The sequence below is a fragment of the Bacteroides sp. UBA939 genome, from assembly GCF_002293435.1.
Taxonomy (GTDB): domain Bacteria; phylum Bacteroidota; class Bacteroidia; order Bacteroidales; family Bacteroidaceae; genus Bacteroides.
Genome location: NZ_DBDF01000200.1, coordinates 1 through 17,844, shown reverse-complemented (window position 1 = coordinate 17,844; position 17,844 = coordinate 1). Strand labels below are relative to the sequence as shown.

Here is a 17,844-nt window from a genome sequence, read left to right as displayed (position 1 = left end):
CCCATGAAATATCGGGTGAGCCTTTCTCTGATGTTGGTTGCTTAACTACTTAGTAGTAGTTGGGTCATTACTACGTAGAAGTTTGTACACTACTACGTAGTAAGTTCAAAATGGCATTTGAAGCAGCGATAAAGAACCTCTTATCAAAAGGGAATCATCTCACGAGACGAAAATAATCGTCTCACGAGACAAAATAATCCGTCTCACGAGACGAAGAAATCCGTCTCACGAGACGAAAAAATCCGTCCCATGAGACGATTTTTTTTGTCTCATGGGACGGATTTAGAGATGCTCAAAGCTGTTGCTTATTTATTGATTTGCCCGTAAGTCTTTTACTCTGACTGCTTTTCCTTCGCTTTGCGGTAGAGAGCCTTTCTTTACAAGCTTTACTCTTGGAGTAACTAAGATTTCATCTTTAAGTTGACGAGTAATCTCTTTGCGTATCTTTTCTAATTCAATGTAGTTGTCGGTTGAAAGATCGCTAAGTTCTACTTCTACAATTATTTCATCCTGATTATTAACTGTTTCCAAGGTAATGAGGTAGTTACTGCCTAATTGTGGGAATTGTACTAATGTCTTTTCTACCTGCATTGGGAAGATGTTTACCCCCTTGATAATAAACATATCATCACTCCGTCCTTTAATGCGATCAATACGCACATGCGTGCGTCCGCAAGGACATTCTCCGGGAAGGATACGCGTAAGGTCACGAGTGCGATAACGGAACAAAGGCATCATTTCGCGGTCGAGAGTAGTGAGTACTAATTCTCCGATTTCACCTTCGGGTACGGGTTCCCCTGTTTCAGGATCGATAATTTCAACATAATAACAATCTTCCCAGATGTGCATACCATTTTGCTCTTGACATTCGAAAGCAACTCCGGGACCATTCATTTCTGACATTCCAAAGCTGTTATAAGCTTTGACACCTAACATGTGTTCTATCTTCTTGCGTTGTTCATCAGTGTGAGGTTCCGCACCGATGAGAAGTGTTTTCAAACTGGTACTTGTAGGATCAATTCCTTCCTCCTGGAATACTTCGGCCAAGCGAATGGCATAACTGGGGATGGCATGCAGTACGGTTGTTTCAAAGTCGGTAATGAACTTGAGCTGACGTTTGCTATTGCCGGCTCCTGCCGGGATTGTTAATGCCCCCAAGCGTTCTGCGCCATATTGAAATCCCAAACCTCCCGTAAACATACCATAACCGGAACTATTTTGGAAAGCATCAGTCTTACGCACACCAACCATATATAAACAGCGTGCTACCAGATTAGCCCATGAACTTAAATCGTGTTGAGAATGGACGATGACGGTCGGCGTACCGGTTGTTCCGCTTGAAGAGTGTATGCGTACACCATCTTCACGCATATTACCTGATACTAATCCAAACGGGTAGTTTGCGCGCATGTCGGCTTTAGTGGTAAACGGAATTTTCCGGATATCATCTATTGTGCGGATACTATCGGCAGTGATGCCGTGTTCTTTGAATACTTTACTATAGTGTGGTGAGTTTTCCGCAATGTTTATGGATTTTCTTAACCGGTGAAGTTGTAACTCCTGCAACTTTTCACGACTCATAATTTCTATCTCTTCTTCCCAATATTTGTTATTCATGGCTTTTGATATTGAATGTTTTATATTAATTTTTCGGCGATGTTCTTTCCGGCAGCAAGTGCCTTCAGGTTAATTTCCACAATATCTTCACCTTTACGTCCGAAGATTTCGTGGATACTACTTTGTATTTTCTCATAATCAATACCAAGGAAAGGAATTGTTGCACCCAGCAAAACAATGTTTGCTACGCGTGCAGAACCTACTTCTTTGGCTATCATATCTACATTCAGGACAATCTTATGCGGTAGTTTATCCAATTCGGCTTTGATGTCTTCTTCGGCCGGATAATTAGGAATGTTAACGAATGGGGTTTCGTTGGTTACCAACCAGCCTTCATGGCTTAAATAGGGGAGGTAACGTAATCCTTCCATTGGTTCAAGTGAGATGATGAGATCGCATTTGCCCAAAGGAATAAGGTCGGAGGCAATAGGTTGGTCGCTGATGCGCAGATTAGATTGTACGTCTCCACCACGCTGGCTCATGCCATGTACCTCTGCCTGTTTCATATATAATCCATCTTTGAGAGCGGCTTTACCGATAACTGTAGCGATTGAGAGGATACCTTGTCCTCCTACGCCGGAAAGTATGATATCTTTTTTCATGATTTTACTTTTTTCGTTTTTTACGTGATAAAGTTTGAATACATTCTCTGCGCGGGATAATAACAGATGTTCCACGATATTGGATTTCTTCACGAATAATCTGTCTCATTTCCTCGTAGTTCTTTTTTAGGGGAATAACGACACGGATATGCTCAGGCTGTACACCGATTCCGGCACATATTGCTTCAATGCGTCCGGTTCCGGCAGAATCCTGACCTCCAGTCATTGCAGTAGTTTCATTATCGGAAATTACAATTGTTACATTTGCATTTTCGTTCACGCAATCTAAAAGACCTGTCATGCCGGAATGGGTGAAAGTAGAGTCACCAATGACTGCTACCGCAGGGTAAACTCCGGCATCTGCCGCACCTTTTGCCATAGTGATAGAGGCTCCCATATCTACACACGAGTTGATAGCATTGAACGGGGCGTTGGCTCCTAAGGTATAACAGCCGATATCGCTGAATACTTTATGGCCGGGATACTCTTCTTTCAAGACCTGCGTCAAAACTGTGTACATATCCCGGTGACCGCAACCTTCACATAATGCGGGAGGTCTCATTTCTACAAGGGGGGGGATGCTGAATTCTGATTTGTTTTCTTTTCCCACAGCACGTGCTACTTTATCGGGATTTAATTCCCCATCTTGCGATAATGTACCATCTAAACGCCCTTTCACCTTTATACCGATACCAAGATAACCTTTCAGTTGTTTTTCAACAAATGGTTGTCCGTCTTCCAATACCAAAATCTCGTCACATGCTTCTATCAATTGCATAAGTTGCTTCTTTGGTAACGGATATTGTCCGATTTTTAGCACAGGGTATTCGCAACCTTCCGGATAATTCTCCATCAGATAGTTATAACCAATGCCACAGGCTATGATGCCCATTTTTTTGTTAACCCCGTCAGTATATTTGTTGTAAGGAGAGTTTTCTGATTCTTCAATAAACTCTGCTTGGCGTTCCAATAGAATCTTGTAGCGCTTACGGGCATTACCGGGAAGCAAGATGAACTGACGTGGATCTTCGCTAAATGAAATTTCATTCTGAGGTTGCTGTACTTTTTGTTCTACTCCTGAACGGGAATGTGCCAAACGGGTTACAATACGCAGTATGAGTGGCTCGTTTGTTTTCTCCGAAAGGGCAAAACCATTATAAACCATATCATAAGCTTCTTGTTGATTACTTGGCTCATACATGGGAATAAGAGCAAAGTCACCATAGAAGCGACTATCTTGTTCATTTTGTGAGGAGTGCATACCGGGATCGTCGGCAGCTACTACGATTAATCCACCTTTTACTCCTGTGACGGCCGAGTTGATAAAACAGTCTGCTGCTACATTCATACCTACATGTTTCATGCAAACTAATGTTCGTTTACCTGCAAACGACATGCCTAATGCAGCTTCCATCGCTGTTTTTTCATTAGAGCACCAACGATTGTGAATATTCTTTTCAGTCGTAATGGTAGCCGTTTGAATATATTCGGTTATTTCTGTGGAAGGGGTACCTGGGTAGGCGTAAACGCCTGATAATCCGGCATCTAATGCAGCTTGCGCAATGGCTTCATCGCCAAGTAAAAGTTGCTTGTTCATATCTGAATATTTAAGTGTTAGTCATATCATATAAATTATAAACGCAGATTACGCAGCGGAAGCACAGTCGTTCTGTTATCTGTACAAGTCTGTATAATCTGCGTTTTTCGCTCACAAATATAGGCTTTTGCTTTTATTTTATTACAATTTTACCTGAAAATCTTTCTTTCGTTTAAGGCTTTCCAATATTTTCTGGCATTTTTCATGTGGTCGGCATAATTGGAGGCAAAGTTATGAGTGCCGGAAAAGTCTTCTTTTGCACACATGTAGATATAATTGTGTTTTGTATAATTCAATACGGCGTCAATACCAATGGGTGAGGGAATACGTATCGGTCCGGGGGGTAATCCTGTGTTTAGATATGTATTATAGGGAGAGTTGACGTTCAGAAGTTCATTAGTGATTCTTCTTAGATTAAAATTTTGTATAGCGAACTTGATTGTCGGATCGGCTTGCAGCGGCATGTTCGTTTGCAGGCGATTGATGTAAAGTCCGGCAACCATTGGCTTTTCCTGATTATTATTCGTCTCTTCTTCTACAATAGAGGCCAGGGTGCATATTTCCTCAGGCGTCATGCCGATAGCTTCTGCTTTAGCTAATCGTTCTTTATTCCAGAAGTTTTCATGTTCTTTTTTAATGCGGGTAAATAGGTCGTCGACACTCATATCCCAATACACCTGAAAGGTTTCGGGAATAAAAAGACCAAGCATTGTTTCTTGGTTGTAGCCAATCTCCTTTTGAAATAGCGGATTGTTCATTACTGTTATGATTTCAGTAGAGTCAATCATTAACTGTTGACCTATATTGCGTGCCAGCTTATCTAAGGTACGTACACTTCCAATTGTCAGGTTGGTTGGCTCCTGATATTTCCTGTACATACGGCTAAAGACGTGGTACACATTCTCGCCCGGACGGATTGCATAGCGTCCGGTATGAATATTTGAACCATAATCCCGCCACTCGGACATCCACAGGAAGCCTGCGAAACTTTTAGGTTGCCCTTGCTTTTTCACCTTATTATATATCGAATCTGCCGTATCGTCTCTATCAATATAGATATAGGTGGTTTTTTGAGGATGAAATTGCGGATAGAACAGATAGTAATAGAAAGTTCCTGCACAAGCTACACCAATGAGAAACAGTGTTATCAGTCCCCCGAAGAGTATCCTTCTAGTTTTCTTCTTCATATAATTTTATGTTTTTTTAAGTCTGACAAAGGTAAGAGGAATATATGGAATAAAGAGGAGTGACCTTTTATATTTTTGAAAGAGCCGCTATCCAGACTTGAACTGGAGACCTACGCGTTACGAATGCGTTGCTCTACCAACTGAGCTATAGCGGCATTAGTTTTCGTTTACGGGGTGCAAATTTACAACTTTCTTTGAAAATATGAAAGGAAACGGGTGTTTTTCTAAAAAAAAAGAGTCCAACTTCTTTTTTTATCTTCTTACTGTCACATTTCTTTCTAAAAAAATTGTTTTATTAATATAAAAAGTACATCTTTGCGAAACCGCTTTGTCATTCCAAAATCTAGCAAAAACAATGAGTCTGAAAGTATATTATAAAAATATTTCATCCAGAATCGCATCCAAGTGGATTATCTTGGTTATTGATGTTTGTTTAGTTCTGGTGTCCATGGTTTTATCATGTGCTCTTCAGTTGGAAAAGTCATCTATTATATATAACTATTCACTCTGTTTATGGATGCTTTTTTTCTCTTTATTATGCAATCTGTTTTCTTTCTATATCTTCCATACACATGTCGGAGTTATTCGCTTTTCTTCTTTTGTAGATATCTATCGAGTGTTTCTATCCCTCACGTTGAGTTATGGACTTTTAGGGATTGGGAATTATTGTTGGTTTACCTTTGGAATGGGTGAGACGTTACCATGTGGCGTTGTTTTTGTAGCGTATATATTCAATTTAATATTCATGGTTTGCTTGCGTATCTTAGTGAAAATGCTACATGAAGTCCTGTCTTTTGATAATAAGCGATGTGTAAATGTGTTTATTTACGGTTGTCATGGGGTAGGGGTGAATATTGCCAAATCTTTACGCATCAGTAGAGATAATCATTATCGTGTGCGAGGCTTTATATCCGATCAACTTTGGATGATAGGTAAACATACAATGGGGTGTAGAGTGTATGCAAACGATAGTGCGTTATTCGGTCATCTAAAAAGAAAGGATGTGCATACCGTCATTGTTTCATCTGATAAATTGGCTGACTTGGAGTTGTCAGGTACAATGGGAAAAATGTTGGCTCATGATATTCATGTGATGGTTATCTCACCTTTAAGTAACTGTTTGAATGATGGGATTGTGAAAAAGAATCAAATAGAAGATTGGTTACGCAGTGAACAGGTTCATGTGGATATTCGTAAAATAGCTGCTTGTATTGAAGGACGCCGTATTTTGATAACAGGTGCTGCCGGTGCGGTAGGACGTGAAATCATTCGCCAATTAGCAGTGTATAATCCATATCAATTGGTTTTAGTTGACCAGGCTGAGTCTCCTTTGTACGATATTCAATTAGAGTTATCTGATGACTGGAAAAATCTGGAAGTACGAGTGTTGGTTGCGGATGTGACAAATCGAAGTCGGATGGAAGCGATTTTCAGGGAATATATGCCACAACTTGTATTCCATGCCGCAGCTTACAAAAATATTTCCATGCTTGAGGACTATCCTGCTGAAGCTATGCAAGGGAATGTGCTAGGAACAAAGAATATAGTGGATTTGTCTGTGAAATACAGAATAGGTAGATGTGTTATTATTTCTACAGATCATGCATTATTTCCTATTCATGTTATGGGATATACTAAGCGTTTGGCTGAAATGTATGTACAAGGAATATCCCAGAAAATAGCGGAGGAGAATGATACTACTAAATTACTCATAGTCCGCTTTGGAGATGTATATCCTGATATTCCTCATGGTCAGATGACTATGCCTGAAGCTTGCCGGTTGATATTGGAAATTGGGAATTTTGGAGAGAATGGTGCAGTATATGTATTTGAGGATAATGCGGCGGCTGACGTAATACCAATTTATCATGAAAAAATAAAAAAAAGTAAGGAAGATCTTGTAGATTATAATACCATTTGCGAACAAATTAATGTTTTAGTGGAAAATAATTATGCTTGGAGTTCGGCAGAAATGGTTAACAGTATGAAAGAAATAATTTCAAGCAGTGTTAGCGCTTGCGTAGAGGTTTGAATGATTGATAGAGATAGTTTTAATTCTTTTTTCCAAAAAATCGATGTAAAATAAATGGGTGTTAAGAAATAATGTATTACCTTTGTGCTCGATTTATATTTATTGTAAGAATTCTAAAGATTAATCAAATATCTTATGCGTAGATTAATAGCACTATTCTTTTCAATCTTCATCCTGATAGGAGGTGTTGTGGCCCAACAAATGTCAGATGAACAGGTCGTTCAATATGTGAAGGATGCACAAAGATCCGGCAAGTCACAAAAACAGATGACTACCGAACTTTTGCGTAGAGGGGTAACTAAGGAACAAGTTGTTCGGATACAAAATGAATATGCAGAACATAGTACTGCTGCAAATGGGAGCGAAAATATACCTTCACAACTTCGCGAGCGTACTTCCTTAATAACGGATGGAAGAGCCATTCGAGGTACTTCTTATGAAGAAGCCGAGTTAGAAGAACAGAAAGAGATTATAGATTTAAAACGTGATGCCAGAGCTACCCCCGAAGCTCCGGGTAGTAATATCTTTGGTCATAGTTTGTTTACCAATCGAAATCTTTCTTTTGAACCGAGTGCGAATTTGGCTACTCCGGTTAATTACCGTCTGGGACCGGGCGATGAAGTTATTATTGATATCTGGGGAGCTTCGGAAAACACGATTCGTCAGACGATTTCACCGGAAGGAACTATCTTGGTACGAGGTTTAGGCCCGGTTCACTTGAGTGGAATGACCGTGAAAGAAGCGAACTCTTTTTTGCAGCAGGAATTCTCTAAAATATATTCGGGCATTTCAGGAACAGAACCGAATTCTCAGATAAAGTTAACTTTAGGTGATATTCGTACCATACAGATCAATATTATGGGAGAAGTTTCTGTGCCGGGTACTTATACTTTATCTGCATTCTCTACCGTATTCCATGCTTTGTATCGTGCCGGTGGCGTAAATCGTATTGGTAGTCTACGCAGTATTAAAGTGATGCGTAATGGCAAAACTTTTGCGGATTTGGATGTTTACCCTTTCATTATGAAAGGTCAAATGAAGGATGATATACGTCTTCAGGAAGGTGATGTTATCATTGTAGACCCATATCAGTCTTTAGTTGAAATAGTAGGTAAGGTTAAAAGACCGATGTATTATGAAATGAAACCTACTGAGACTGTGGCTGCCATATTGAATTATGCCGGTGGTTTTATGGGTGATGCATATAAAAAGGCTGTCCGTATTGTACGTAAGAGCGGGCGTGAACATCAGGTTTACAATGTTGACGAAATGGATTATTCCGTTTTCCGTTTGGATGATGGTGATATGATTACTATAGATGCTGTACTCGATCGTTTTGAAAATCGAGTAGAAGTACGTGGAGCTGTCTTTCGTGCCGGTTTATATCAATTAGATGGTACTGTAAATACTGTAAAGCAATTGATAAAGAAAGCAGAAGGGTTACGTGGAGATGCTTTTCTGAATAGGGTAATAATGGATCGTGAACACGAAGATTTATCTCATGAAATTATTGCGATTGACTTAGATGGATTATTGAAAGGTACAGTTGCCGATATTCCTTTGCAGAAAAATGATGTCTTGTATATACCTAGTATAAATGACCTGAAAGAAGAAGAGACGATTACCGTTCATGGTGAAGTTGCTAATCCGGGAACTTTCCTTTATTCTAAGAATATGACTGTCGAAGATTTGCTTGTTCAGGCCGGCGGTTTGTTGGAAGAAGCAGCAACAACAAGAGTTGAGGTTGCGCGTCGTATTAAAGATCCGAAAAGTACTTCTTTTAGTAGTATTTTAGGGAAGTCATATACGCTTGATATAAAGGATGGGTTAATTGTTGATGAAAATGATAAGCAGTTCTACCTGAAGCCATTTGATGTTGTTTATATCCGTAAAAGCCCTGCTTACCGTAGGCAACAGAATGTGATTGTTGCGGGTGAGGTTCTTTTTTCCGGTAATTATTCGCTATTAAAGAAGAATGAACGTTTATCTGATTTGGTAAATAAAGCTGGTGGTGTAACAATGGAGGCATACGTAAAAGGCGCCCGTTTAATTCGTAAACTTTCGGATGAAGAAAAACGTCGACAAGATGATGTTGTCCGTATGGCCCGAAATGGTGAAGGTAAAGATTCCATATCTATACAAAAATTGAATATTGCAGATACATATACTGTTGGTATTGATTTAGAGAAAGCCTTGGCAAATCCGAAATCAGATTTTGATTTAGTATTGCGTGAAGGAGATGTATTGTACATTCCGGAATATATTAGTACTGTGAAAATCAGTGGTTCTGTTATGTATCCTAATACAGTTGTATATCAGCGTGGGAAAAATCTTAGACACTATATTAATCAGGCAGGTGGCTATGGTAATATGGCTAAAAAGAGCAAAGTATATGTGGTGTATATGAATGGTACGGTTTCTCGTTTGAAAGCTCGAAATATTAATAGAATAGAGCCGGGATGTGAAATAATTGTTCCGAGTAAGACTGAAAAGAAAGGGCTGCAATTAGCCGAGATTTTAAGTGTAACTAGTACGACTGCTACGATTGCGGCAATGGTGGCAACTTTAGCTAATGCATTCAAATAAATTGGATTATGAGTGAAGAAGATAAACGAAACACATTTCCTCAACAAGCAGAGGAACAGGAAATAGATTTGATCGAACTTGCTAAGAAAGTTTGGGCAGAGCGTAAGTTGGTTTTAAAAGCGTGCGGATATGCTGTATTGATTGGATTAGTCGTAGCGTTTAGCATTCCTAAGGAATATTCGACCAGTGTAACTTTAGCACCCGAAAGTTCGGGAAAATCCACAACAGGAAGTATGGGAGCTTTGGCTGCTATGGCCGGTATTAATATGGGAACTTCTGCAGGCGAAGATGCTCTTTCTCCGGATCTTTATCCGGATATTGTAAGTTCCACTCCATTTCTTACCGAACTGTTTGATGTGAATGTCAAAGACGATGATGAAGAAATAGATACGACCCTGTATGTTTATTTAGACGAACATCAGCGTGCGCCCTGGTGGGGTATGATTACATCTGCTCCTTTTAAGGCTTTGGGATGGGTTGTTTCTTTATTTAAAGATGAAGAAGTAGGAGGAGATGGTACGTTAAATCCTTTTAGGCTAACTAAGAACGAAGCTGATATAGCAGAGGCATTAAGTAAACGTATTGCTGTTTCTGTTGATAAGAAAACCGGTGTTACCACATTGACGGTAACCATGCAAAACCCTTTGATTTCTGCTTCATTAACAGATACGGTTATGTATCGTTTGCAGAATTATATTACCAACTACCGTACCAACAAAGCTCGTCATGATTTGGTTTTTACGGAGAAATTATATGGCGAAGCGAAAACGAATTATACGGAAGCCCAAGGGAAGTATGCTTCTTTTGTTGATGCTAATCAGAATATTATTCTGTTGAGTTATCGTGCTGAACAGGAGCGTTTACAGAATGAAATGAATTTGGCATATAATGTATATACTCAAATGGCACAACAATTACAAATGGCAAAAGCTAAAGTACAGGAGATTACTCCGGTATATACCGTAGTACAACCTGCGACGGTTCCTTTGCGTCCGTCCAAACCAAGCAAAGTTATGATTTTGATTGGTTTTGTATTCTTGGCTGGTGTAGGTAGTGTTGGCTGGATATTATTTATAAAGGATTTAATAAAAGGATGGAAAAAGCAAACAACGATATGATAGTGGATGAGAATACACGTTGCTGGTATGTTTTGTATACAGCACCAAGGTTGGAACGGAAATTAATGCAGCATCTAAATACTGCCGGATATAAGACTTATTGTCCCATGCAGACAATTTATGTAAGTTGTAAAGGAAAAACCAAAGAAGTTATTGTTCCTTTCTTCTCCGGTTGTGTTTTTTTAGAAGGGAATGTACAAGAGGCGGTTGCTGTTGTAGCTTCTCAAAAAGCTGCTTTCCTGATAGATACTGATGGCAAGGAGATTTCCGTAGTAACAGATAAAGCAAATCTTCCGGGTAAATTTGCTCAATTATTGAAGTGATGATGAAGCTGATAACAGAAGAATTATTGGACAATGTAACTCGTGAAGCACAGGAGAATCCTCGTTTACGCATGAATTATAATCTTCATGAGTCGTTAGATGCTCCTATTCATCGTCTGCTTAATGCTTTGGAGCCGGGAACTTATCTTCCTCCCCATCGTCATATTAATAAGGAAGAAACCTATTTAGTATTGCGTGGAAGTTTATTAGCCTTTTTTTATGACGATTTGGGTAATGTGACAGAGAAGGTCTGTCTTGATCCGTCGGCTGGAAATTATGGTTTAGAGATTCCCGCCGCTACATGGCATAGTATCATCGTATTGGAGTCCGGTACAGTGATTTTTGAAATCAAGCGTGGTCCTTATCAGTCGCTTTCCCCTGAAGACATTGCACCGTGGGCGCCTGCATCTTCTGACTTGGAAGGTGCGGCTGTCTTTATGAAACGAATGTTGGAAGTTTGATTTACTGTTTCAGGTATTTGGTATATAACGACTAAGAGACTCTCATTCTGTTCAGTAGAGAGAGTCTGCTATATTGATATTTTTCTATTTGTATGTATATAACTCTCATTATCCTTTTCCTTTCCGCGATATTTTTCATGAGTGGTAAAGTGCGTTCCGATTTGGTGGCGCTTTGTGCTTTAGTATTATTGATTATATTGGGTATTCTGACTCCGGAAGAAGCTCTCACTGGCTTTTCCAGTTCTGTAGTTATAATGATGATAGGACTTTTTGTCGTAGGCGGTGCTATCTTTCAGACGGGACTGGCGAAAATGATAAGCAGCCGTATCTTGAAATTAGCCGGTAATAGCGAACTGAAACTTTTCATACTCATTATATTAGCAACCTCTTTTATCGGTGCTTTTGTCAGTAATACCGGTACGGTGGCCTTGATGCTTCCTATTGTAGTAAGTATGGCTATGAGTTCGCAAATTAATGTTAGCCGCTTGTTGATGCCACTTGCTTTTGCAAGTAGTATGGGTGGTATGATGACATTGATTGGTACCCCGCCTAACCTTGTGATTCAGGAGGTATTGACTTCTGCCGGATATACTCCACTAACTTTTTTTTCGTTTACCCCTGTAGGATTGGTTTGTGTGACTGTCGGGTTGGTGGTATTGATTCCTTTAAGTAAGATTTTCCTGACTAAGAAGACAGATAAAGGTAGTAAAGGTAAGAAGAATAAATCTTTGAGAGAGTTAGCGGGAGAGTACCAATTATTTCGGAACTTGTGCCGGGTGCAAGTAGGAGGCCAGTCTTCCTTAGCCGGAAAAACCATACAGGAACTGAGCATAACACAACGCTATAATGTCGTTATTCTTGAGGTTCGTCGACAATCATCTTCTTCCCACCGCCATTTTTTCAAAACGATGAGTCAGGAAATGGCTGTTGCCGATACTGTAATTCAAGCAAATGATATATTGTATGTATTGGGAGAATTCACTAATGTGAAACATTTTGCAGAAGAGAACACGTTAGGTTTACTGGATGTCCATACTGCGGAGGGTGAGATGGAAGCAACAGGAAATAAGTTGGAATTTACAGAAATTGGTATTGCCGAAATCGTATTAATGCCTGCATCACATCTGGTTAATAAGTTGGTGAGAGACTCCGGTTTTCGCAAAAAGTACAGTGTGAATATCCTTGGTATCCAGCGTAAGCGCCAATATATATTGAAGAATTTGAAAGATGAAAAAATGCATTCGGGAGATGTCCTGTTAGTGCAAGGTACTTGGGAAAATATAGCTCGTTTGAGTGAGGAACCATCCGATTGGGTAGTGTTGGGGCAGCCTTTGGCTGAGGCAGCCAAAGTGACGCTTAATCATAAGGCACCTGTTGCTGCAATTATTATGTTAGGAATGGTTGTAACGATGATGTTTGATTTCATACCTGTAGCTCCTGTTACGGCAGTGATGATTGCCGGTTTATTGATGGTACTTACAGGCTGTTTCAGGAATGTGGAAGCAGCATATAAAACCATAAACTGGGAAAGTATTGTATTGATAGCAGCCATGTTACCGATGTCGTTGGCATTGGAAAAGACTGGTGCGTCAGAGATGGTGTCCCGGTCGTTGGTCAACGGATTGGGTAATTACAGCCCATATATATTGTTGACAGGTGTTTATTTCACAACTTCACTGATGACCATGTTTATTAGTAATACGGCAACGGCTGTACTTTTGGCCCCAATTGCCCTTCATGCTGCCATGCAGTTAGGGTTGAGTCCTTATCCGTTCTTGTTTGCTGTGACCGTGGCGGCAAGTATGTGTTTTGCTTCTCCGTTTTCCACTCCTCCTAATGCGTTGGTGATGCCTGCTGGACGTTATACGTTCATGGATTATGTAAAAGTTGGTTTGCCATTGCAGATTATTATGGGAATTGTGATGATCTTTGTGCTCCCATTATTGTTTCCGTTTAATGTATAACTTAAAATATAGTCCGGGCTGACTTTACTTCAAGGTCAGCTTGGCTAAATAATCATAGTGCTTTCCTTCTTTTATCAATTCGGCCCGGAAACCATTTTCGGCAGCATAAAGACTGAGCGTTTGGAAATCGACGTATAGCCAGTCGAACGATTCTCCTAAGACATTTCTATATTGCATCCGGAAGTCTATCTCTCCATAATAGTCACCTGCCAGATCAATAACAAAACTTCCGTCTTCTTCCTCAAACAAATATTTCAGGTCGCTGGAGTCCATAAGGATGCAACCGTTGGGACGTAGAAGTTGTTTCATCTTCTTAAAGAAGCCGGGCAGATTCTCTAACTTACCTATAATTCCCGAACCGTTCATCAGCATTAATATTGTGTCGTAGGCATCACAGAAATGTTCGTCGAACAGGTTGATCAAAGTGGCGTGCCGGACACCGCGCTGCTGCATTGTTTCTACCGAAAGGGGAGATATGTCAATGGCATGTACTTCTTTGCCCATCTTCTGCAGGATGAGACTATGGCATCCGCTTCCGGCACCTACATCCAGTATTTTCCCTTTAGCCAGTTGTATGGCAGTACGCTCCAATACCGGCATTTGTTCTTCCGTACGGAACAAATCCTTAACCGGTATTTCATCTTCATCGAATTGTGAAGAAAACACCCGCAGCCTGTTGGCTTTATGGTGTTTAAAGAAGTCAGCAATTGCCGCTCCCATAGGGTCCTTATCGGCAGAAAGCAGAGTGGTATTCATCTATCTAACTCTAAAAGTTGTCGGCAAAGATACGAAAAATGTAGTCTATTGGCAGAAAAAAACTATCTTTGTGCAGGTGTATGATGAAGATGTACCGGCTTTTATTAATAAAAAGAAACTGAATATATGAGTATAGAAGAAGCAATGATGGGAGGAATTGTCTTTAAGGGAAAGAAAGACAAGCCTCAAGAAGATGGAAAGGTGAAAACTAAAGCTAAAAAGAAGTCCTATATTACCGGGAAACATGGTTCAGGCGCTGCCAAGATGAAAGCTGAGATACGGAAGAAGAGGGCTAACAGGCATAAATGATGAATATGATTAAATAGTAAGATGGTAAGATGAGTGGGGCATAAAAACCCTGTCATCTTACCATCTTATTGTTTATTGCTTATCGTTTTACTTCTCCGGGAGAACTTCTATCCAGTAATCATCCGGATCATGAATAAAATATATTCCCATTGATGTGTTCTCGAAGCATACCCAACCCATTTCTTTATGATATCGACGGATGGTATCGTAATCACCCGCTACCCGAAAACATAAATGACTTTCGTTTTCTCCCAGTTCATAGGCTTGCGGATGCTCTTTCAGACAAGTCAATTCCAATAGGAAGCCGGTACTGTTGTCTGTCAGATAGACCAACGTGAAAGAACCGTCAGAGACTTCTTTGCGGTGATGTTCCTGTAACCCCAATGCCTTTTCGTAGAAATCAATACTGCGTTCCAGGTTTGTGACATTGATATTGAAATGGTCGAATTTACTATTTATTTTCATATCGTTAATTTGAGTTAGGGCAATTCATTCTCATTTATTATGCGGTTAAGCATTCATTTACCATTGGGCATTATTTAATAAATGCTTTCAAAATTTCGCCTATATACATACGTGGCTGACCTTCCATAGGCGCTTGTGCAGGCAACTTTTTACATTCCAGAACAACGGATGGCTCAGTTTGGTTTGTTGGGTAGAATCGGATAGTATAAGTTCCGGCTTTCTCCATTTGTTCGTAAGGTTGGTCGGGAGACAGGAAACTGAAAATTACAGATTTACCTGACATGTTACCCAAAGAACCACCTGCATTGGCTGTCATCATTGTCATATTGAATGCATCCGTACCGATAACAATCACTAATTTACCAGCTCCCATTTGAATAGCGTTAGTTGGTAATTTGTCAGGCGCTACTTCTTTATAGCCGGGTACTGTGCCGGGAGTGCTTGAAACTGCAGGTGTTCCAACTTCCAAGTTAACTGCAGGAGTATTTGAAGTAACAGGAGTGTCTGAAGCAACGGGAGTAGCAGATGTAACAGGAGCACCCGCTACCGGAGCTTTTACTGTTTCTGCCGGAGTTATTACGTCGACTGTTGTTTCCGGGGTAATTACTATCGGACCTGAATTGATAGCTTTCTTTTCCGGTTGAGCAACCTTTTGAATAGCGGTTGCCCTGAGAGCTCTGGTAGCTCCAACAGCAAGGTCGTCTATGAAATCAACCGTTTTTCTACGCCATTTAGCAAGCCCGATTACTAATTTGGTTTTAGCTTTGTTCAGGGCGTATTTGTCTGTAATCCATTCTTCCGCCGTATATTTATCTTTTCCTTCCCGATAGTTGAAACGGACTTTATCTATTTTCATCGTACATTTCTCGGGTGCGGAGATCACGGAAAGCTGATATAGAATTTTGGTACGGTCCAGCGAAAGCGCACTTGAATTAAAAATAATCCATTCATCGCCTATGCCGACAATCTGTCCTTCTTCAGGATTGGAGTATACGACCCGGCTATTGTTCTCATTCTGTTTCAGACGTTTTTCCATCCAGTTCAGCATACGTTTGTAGATCTCTTCCTGAGACATACCGGGGATACTGAACTCTTTGGTGAATACAACTTTGCCTTCTACTTCGGGGACTGCCCCTGTCAGATACTTGCTGTTGTCGTTTTCATCATTTTGGGCGTGCATCGTAACAGGCAGACAAATACATATCAATACCAGAAGAAGCTGTGTCAAATTTTTCATAATGCATATGTTTTATTGATTAATATCAAAACTCTCACCCAATCGGGTAATGGCTAAAAAGCGGCATCCTGCACTTTCTGCAAATGTACGAAAGGCATTTCCACTCTCATACTGTTCACTAAAGTGCATGGGGACAAATATAGCAATTTTTATTCGTTCCACGAATTGTTCGGCTCCTCTCATGTAGTCTTTCCCTATGCGACTGTCCACGGGGAACATGGCTACATCCACCGAAGGAGCTGTTTGTTGAAGGCATTTCACTTCAGCAAGGAAGTCACCTTCTGCTTTACGGATTTCCTGTGGGGTGGATTCTTCGCTCCAATGCCAATTGTTTAAATCGCCGGCATGGAACAGGCGGACGCCTTGCAAGTCGATAAGAAAAGAAATACCTACGTCGGTAGAGCCAAAAGCTTCAATACGAATGTTTTGATCCTCATATACATCACCTCTATTTATATATATTGCTTCATCGCGTGTAGCGCGGCGATGTTTCAGAATGTCTTTGGAGAAGATATAATGAATATCCGGATGTTCTGTTTGCCATGAAAGAACTTCGCGATTAAAGTGGTCGGGGTGAAAATGAGAAGAGAGTACATATAACTCTCCCGGTCTTTTCAGCAAGTAGTCATGAACAATACCTTTATTATATTCCTGTTCGGAGGAATCTTTGTAGTAATCGATAATGACCGTTACTCCGTCCGCTTCAATTGCGAAGCCGCTATGATAAATATAATCAAGTTTCATGTACGCGCTGAATTATAGTGCAATATTACGAAAAACGCTACACAAACCTCGAGTATTTAGTGTTATTTTATGCAAAAGGTTTATTTACATTGGTATCTCTATCAGCAGGATGTGGGAGTCTTTCAGTGTTTCCAACTCAAAACTCTGTATGTCATATACTCCCATACCGTCGCGGCGTGAAAGGATAGTGTCGTCCACTTTCACTTCCCCTTCAATAACGAAGATGTAGACACCTGTTTGGTACTCATGCATTTGGTAGTCTATTTTCTTTCCGGCTTCTATTTCGCCGATAGAAAACCAGGCTTGTTGTAACATGCGGGCAGGTGCATCACCATCCGGCGAAACAATCAAAGTCAGTTCATTCTTGTGTAATAGTGAACGTATATCATAATCCTTGTAAACAGGCGGCTCATTCAACTTCTCCGGCATCACCCAGATTTGCAGGAACTCTACCGGTTCGGTATCGCTGCCGTTGATTTCACTGTGATAAATGCCGGATCCGGCACTCATGGTTTGTATATCGCCGGCGGTGATAGTTCGATTATTCTTTTGACTGTCACCGTGTTTTAGCTTTCCTTTCAAGGGAATGGAGATAATCTCCATGTTTTTGTGCGGGTGTAGACCAAAACCTTTTCCCGGAGCTACGCGGTCATCGTTTAATACGCGAAGAGCGCCGAAATTCATGCGACGTGGATTATAATATGTGTCGAAACTGAATGTATGACGGGTGTCGAGCCAGTCATATAGCGCGTGTCCGCGGCTATCTGCTTTGTCTATTACTTTTTTCATAACTTATATTCTTTTTCTTTTTAGCATGATTGCTATATCAATACTTCGGTAAATAAT

Annotated in this window: 16 protein-coding genes and 1 tRNA gene; 7 read left to right on the top strand and 10 right to left on the bottom strand. The window is 40.4% G+C overall.

The features are described 5' to 3' along the window. Positions 1-309: 309 nt before the first annotated feature. The 5 genes from B2Z67_RS13020 to B2Z67_RS13000 all read right to left on the bottom strand — a co-directional run bounded on the left by B2Z67_RS13020 (position 310) and on the right by B2Z67_RS13000 (position 5,158). A complete protein-coding gene (locus B2Z67_RS13020; protein ID WP_291530270.1) occupies positions 310-1,617 on the bottom strand; it encodes a phenylacetate--CoA ligase in 1,308 nt (435 codons plus the stop codon). 20 nt (positions 1,618-1,637) lie between these two features. Then, entirely contained in the window at positions 1,638-2,219 is a 582-nt protein-coding gene (locus tag B2Z67_RS13015; RefSeq protein WP_291530269.1) for an indolepyruvate oxidoreductase subunit beta, read from the bottom strand. A 4-nt stretch (positions 2,220-2,223) separates the two neighbouring features. Continuing rightward, positions 2,224-3,816, bottom strand: a complete 1,593-nt coding sequence (locus B2Z67_RS13010) for a thiamine pyrophosphate-dependent enzyme (protein WP_291530268.1) — start codon at positions 3,814-3,816, stop codon at positions 2,224-2,226. A gap of 149 nt (positions 3,817-3,965) precedes the next feature. Then, a complete protein-coding gene (mltG, locus tag B2Z67_RS13005) occupies positions 3,966-5,003 on the bottom strand; it encodes an endolytic transglycosylase MltG (protein ID WP_291530267.1) in 1,038 nt (345 codons plus the stop codon). A gap of 82 nt (positions 5,004-5,085) precedes the next feature. Further along, positions 5,086-5,158, bottom strand: a tRNA-Thr gene (locus tag B2Z67_RS13000). A gap of 200 nt (positions 5,159-5,358) precedes the next feature. Here B2Z67_RS13000 and B2Z67_RS12995 point away from each other — a divergent pair. The 6 genes from B2Z67_RS12995 to B2Z67_RS12970 all read left to right on the top strand — a co-directional run bounded on the left by B2Z67_RS12995 (position 5,359) and on the right by B2Z67_RS12970 (position 13,487). Next, positions 5,359-7,035, top strand: coding sequence for a polysaccharide biosynthesis protein (locus tag B2Z67_RS12995; RefSeq protein ID WP_291530266.1), 1,677 nt, complete (start codon positions 5,359-5,361; stop codon positions 7,033-7,035). A 135-nt stretch (positions 7,036-7,170) separates the two neighbouring features. Next, on the top strand, positions 7,171-9,621 hold the full coding sequence (locus B2Z67_RS12990) for an SLBB domain-containing protein (RefSeq protein WP_291530265.1): 2,451 nt from the start codon (positions 7,171-7,173) through the stop codon (positions 9,619-9,621). Between the two features lie 8 nt (positions 9,622-9,629). Further along, a complete protein-coding gene (locus tag B2Z67_RS12985; RefSeq protein WP_291530264.1) occupies positions 9,630-10,739 on the top strand; it encodes a Wzz/FepE/Etk N-terminal domain-containing protein in 1,110 nt (369 codons plus the stop codon). Then, the gene (locus B2Z67_RS12980) at positions 10,715-11,062 is read left to right on the top strand and encodes a UpxY family transcription antiterminator (RefSeq protein WP_291530263.1); all 348 of its coding nucleotides are present in this window, start codon (positions 10,715-10,717) and stop codon (positions 11,060-11,062) included. Before B2Z67_RS12985 ends, B2Z67_RS12980 begins: the two co-directional genes overlap by 25 nt. A gap of 2 nt (positions 11,063-11,064) precedes the next feature. Beyond that, positions 11,065-11,523, top strand: coding sequence for a WbuC family cupin fold metalloprotein (locus B2Z67_RS12975; RefSeq protein ID WP_291530271.1), 459 nt, complete (start codon positions 11,065-11,067; stop codon positions 11,521-11,523). A 92-nt stretch (positions 11,524-11,615) separates the two neighbouring features. Continuing rightward, on the top strand, positions 11,616-13,487 hold the full coding sequence (locus tag B2Z67_RS12970; RefSeq protein WP_291530262.1) for an SLC13 family permease: 1,872 nt from the start codon (positions 11,616-11,618) through the stop codon (positions 13,485-13,487). Positions 13,488-13,511: 24 nt separating this feature from the next. Here B2Z67_RS12970 and B2Z67_RS12965 read toward each other — a convergent pair whose 3' ends face one another. Continuing rightward, positions 13,512-14,243 carry a class I SAM-dependent methyltransferase gene (locus B2Z67_RS12965; RefSeq protein WP_291530261.1) on the bottom strand — a complete coding sequence of 244 codons (732 nt, stop codon included), beginning with the start codon at positions 14,241-14,243 and terminating at the stop codon, positions 13,512-13,514. A gap of 126 nt (positions 14,244-14,369) precedes the next feature. On the opposite strand from B2Z67_RS12965, the gene B2Z67_RS12960 reads away from it, so the two are divergent. Further along, positions 14,370-14,552: a hypothetical protein gene (locus B2Z67_RS12960; RefSeq protein ID WP_291530260.1), complete on the top strand. Its 183-nt coding sequence runs from the start codon at positions 14,370-14,372 to the stop codon at positions 14,550-14,552. A gap of 87 nt (positions 14,553-14,639) precedes the next feature. Here the strand turns inward: B2Z67_RS12960 and B2Z67_RS12955 are convergent, their stop codons facing one another. The 4 genes from B2Z67_RS12955 to B2Z67_RS12940 all read right to left on the bottom strand — a co-directional run bounded on the left by B2Z67_RS12955 (position 14,640) and on the right by B2Z67_RS12940 (position 17,787). After that, positions 14,640-15,017 carry a VOC family protein gene (locus B2Z67_RS12955; protein ID WP_291530259.1) on the bottom strand — a complete coding sequence of 126 codons (378 nt, stop codon included), beginning with the start codon at positions 15,015-15,017 and terminating at the stop codon, positions 14,640-14,642. A gap of 70 nt (positions 15,018-15,087) precedes the next feature. After that, positions 15,088-16,254 carry a DUF4468 domain-containing protein gene (locus B2Z67_RS12950; protein WP_291530258.1) on the bottom strand — a complete coding sequence of 389 codons (1,167 nt, stop codon included), beginning with the start codon at positions 16,252-16,254 and terminating at the stop codon, positions 15,088-15,090. Positions 16,255-16,266: 12 nt separating this feature from the next. Then, positions 16,267-16,998 carry an MBL fold metallo-hydrolase gene (locus B2Z67_RS12945; RefSeq protein ID WP_291530257.1) on the bottom strand — a complete coding sequence of 244 codons (732 nt, stop codon included), beginning with the start codon at positions 16,996-16,998 and terminating at the stop codon, positions 16,267-16,269. A gap of 84 nt (positions 16,999-17,082) precedes the next feature. Further along, positions 17,083-17,787 carry a pirin family protein gene (locus B2Z67_RS12940; RefSeq protein ID WP_291530256.1) on the bottom strand — a complete coding sequence of 235 codons (705 nt, stop codon included), beginning with the start codon at positions 17,785-17,787 and terminating at the stop codon, positions 17,083-17,085. Between the last annotated feature and the right edge of the window lie 57 nt (positions 17,788-17,844).

What these genes read in the sequence shown, in the direction of transcription:
- B2Z67_RS12995 (WP_291530266.1), top strand. Translation starts at nt 5,359, where the DNA reads ATGAGTCTGAAAGTATATTATAAAAATATTTCATCCAGAATCGCATCC.
- B2Z67_RS12950 (WP_291530258.1), bottom strand. Translation starts at nt 16,254, where the DNA reads ATGAAAAATTTGACACAGCTTCTTCTGGTATTGATATGTATTTGTCTG.
- B2Z67_RS13020 (WP_291530270.1), bottom strand. Translation starts at nt 1,617, where the DNA reads ATGAATAACAAATATTGGGAAGAAGAGATAGAAATTATGAGTCGTGAA.
- B2Z67_RS12945 (WP_291530257.1), bottom strand. Translation starts at nt 16,998, where the DNA reads ATGAAACTTGATTATATTTATCATAGCGGCTTCGCAATTGAAGCGGAC.
- B2Z67_RS12955 (WP_291530259.1), bottom strand. Translation starts at nt 15,017, where the DNA reads ATGAAAATAAATAGTAAATTCGACCATTTCAATATCAATGTCACAAAC.
- B2Z67_RS12965 (WP_291530261.1), bottom strand. Translation starts at nt 14,243, where the DNA reads ATGAATACCACTCTGCTTTCTGCCGATAAGGACCCTATGGGAGCGGCA.
- B2Z67_RS12985 (WP_291530264.1), top strand. Translation starts at nt 9,630, where the DNA reads ATGAGTGAAGAAGATAAACGAAACACATTTCCTCAACAAGCAGAGGAA.
- B2Z67_RS13010 (WP_291530268.1), bottom strand. Translation starts at nt 3,816, where the DNA reads ATGAACAAGCAACTTTTACTTGGCGATGAAGCCATTGCGCAAGCTGCA.
- B2Z67_RS12940 (WP_291530256.1), bottom strand. Translation starts at nt 17,787, where the DNA reads ATGAAAAAAGTAATAGACAAAGCAGATAGCCGCGGACACGCGCTATAT.
- B2Z67_RS12960 (WP_291530260.1), top strand. Translation starts at nt 14,370, where the DNA reads ATGAGTATAGAAGAAGCAATGATGGGAGGAATTGTCTTTAAGGGAAAG.
- B2Z67_RS12980 (WP_291530263.1), top strand. Translation starts at nt 10,715, where the DNA reads ATGGAAAAAGCAAACAACGATATGATAGTGGATGAGAATACACGTTGC.
- B2Z67_RS12970 (WP_291530262.1), top strand. Translation starts at nt 11,616, where the DNA reads ATGTATATAACTCTCATTATCCTTTTCCTTTCCGCGATATTTTTCATG.
- B2Z67_RS12990 (WP_291530265.1), top strand. Translation starts at nt 7,171, where the DNA reads ATGCGTAGATTAATAGCACTATTCTTTTCAATCTTCATCCTGATAGGA.
- B2Z67_RS12975 (WP_291530271.1), top strand. Translation starts at nt 11,065, where the DNA reads ATGAAGCTGATAACAGAAGAATTATTGGACAATGTAACTCGTGAAGCA.
- mltG (WP_291530267.1), bottom strand. Translation starts at nt 5,003, where the DNA reads ATGAAGAAGAAAACTAGAAGGATACTCTTCGGGGGACTGATAACACTG.
- B2Z67_RS13015 (WP_291530269.1), bottom strand. Translation starts at nt 2,219, where the DNA reads ATGAAAAAAGATATCATACTTTCCGGCGTAGGAGGACAAGGTATCCTC.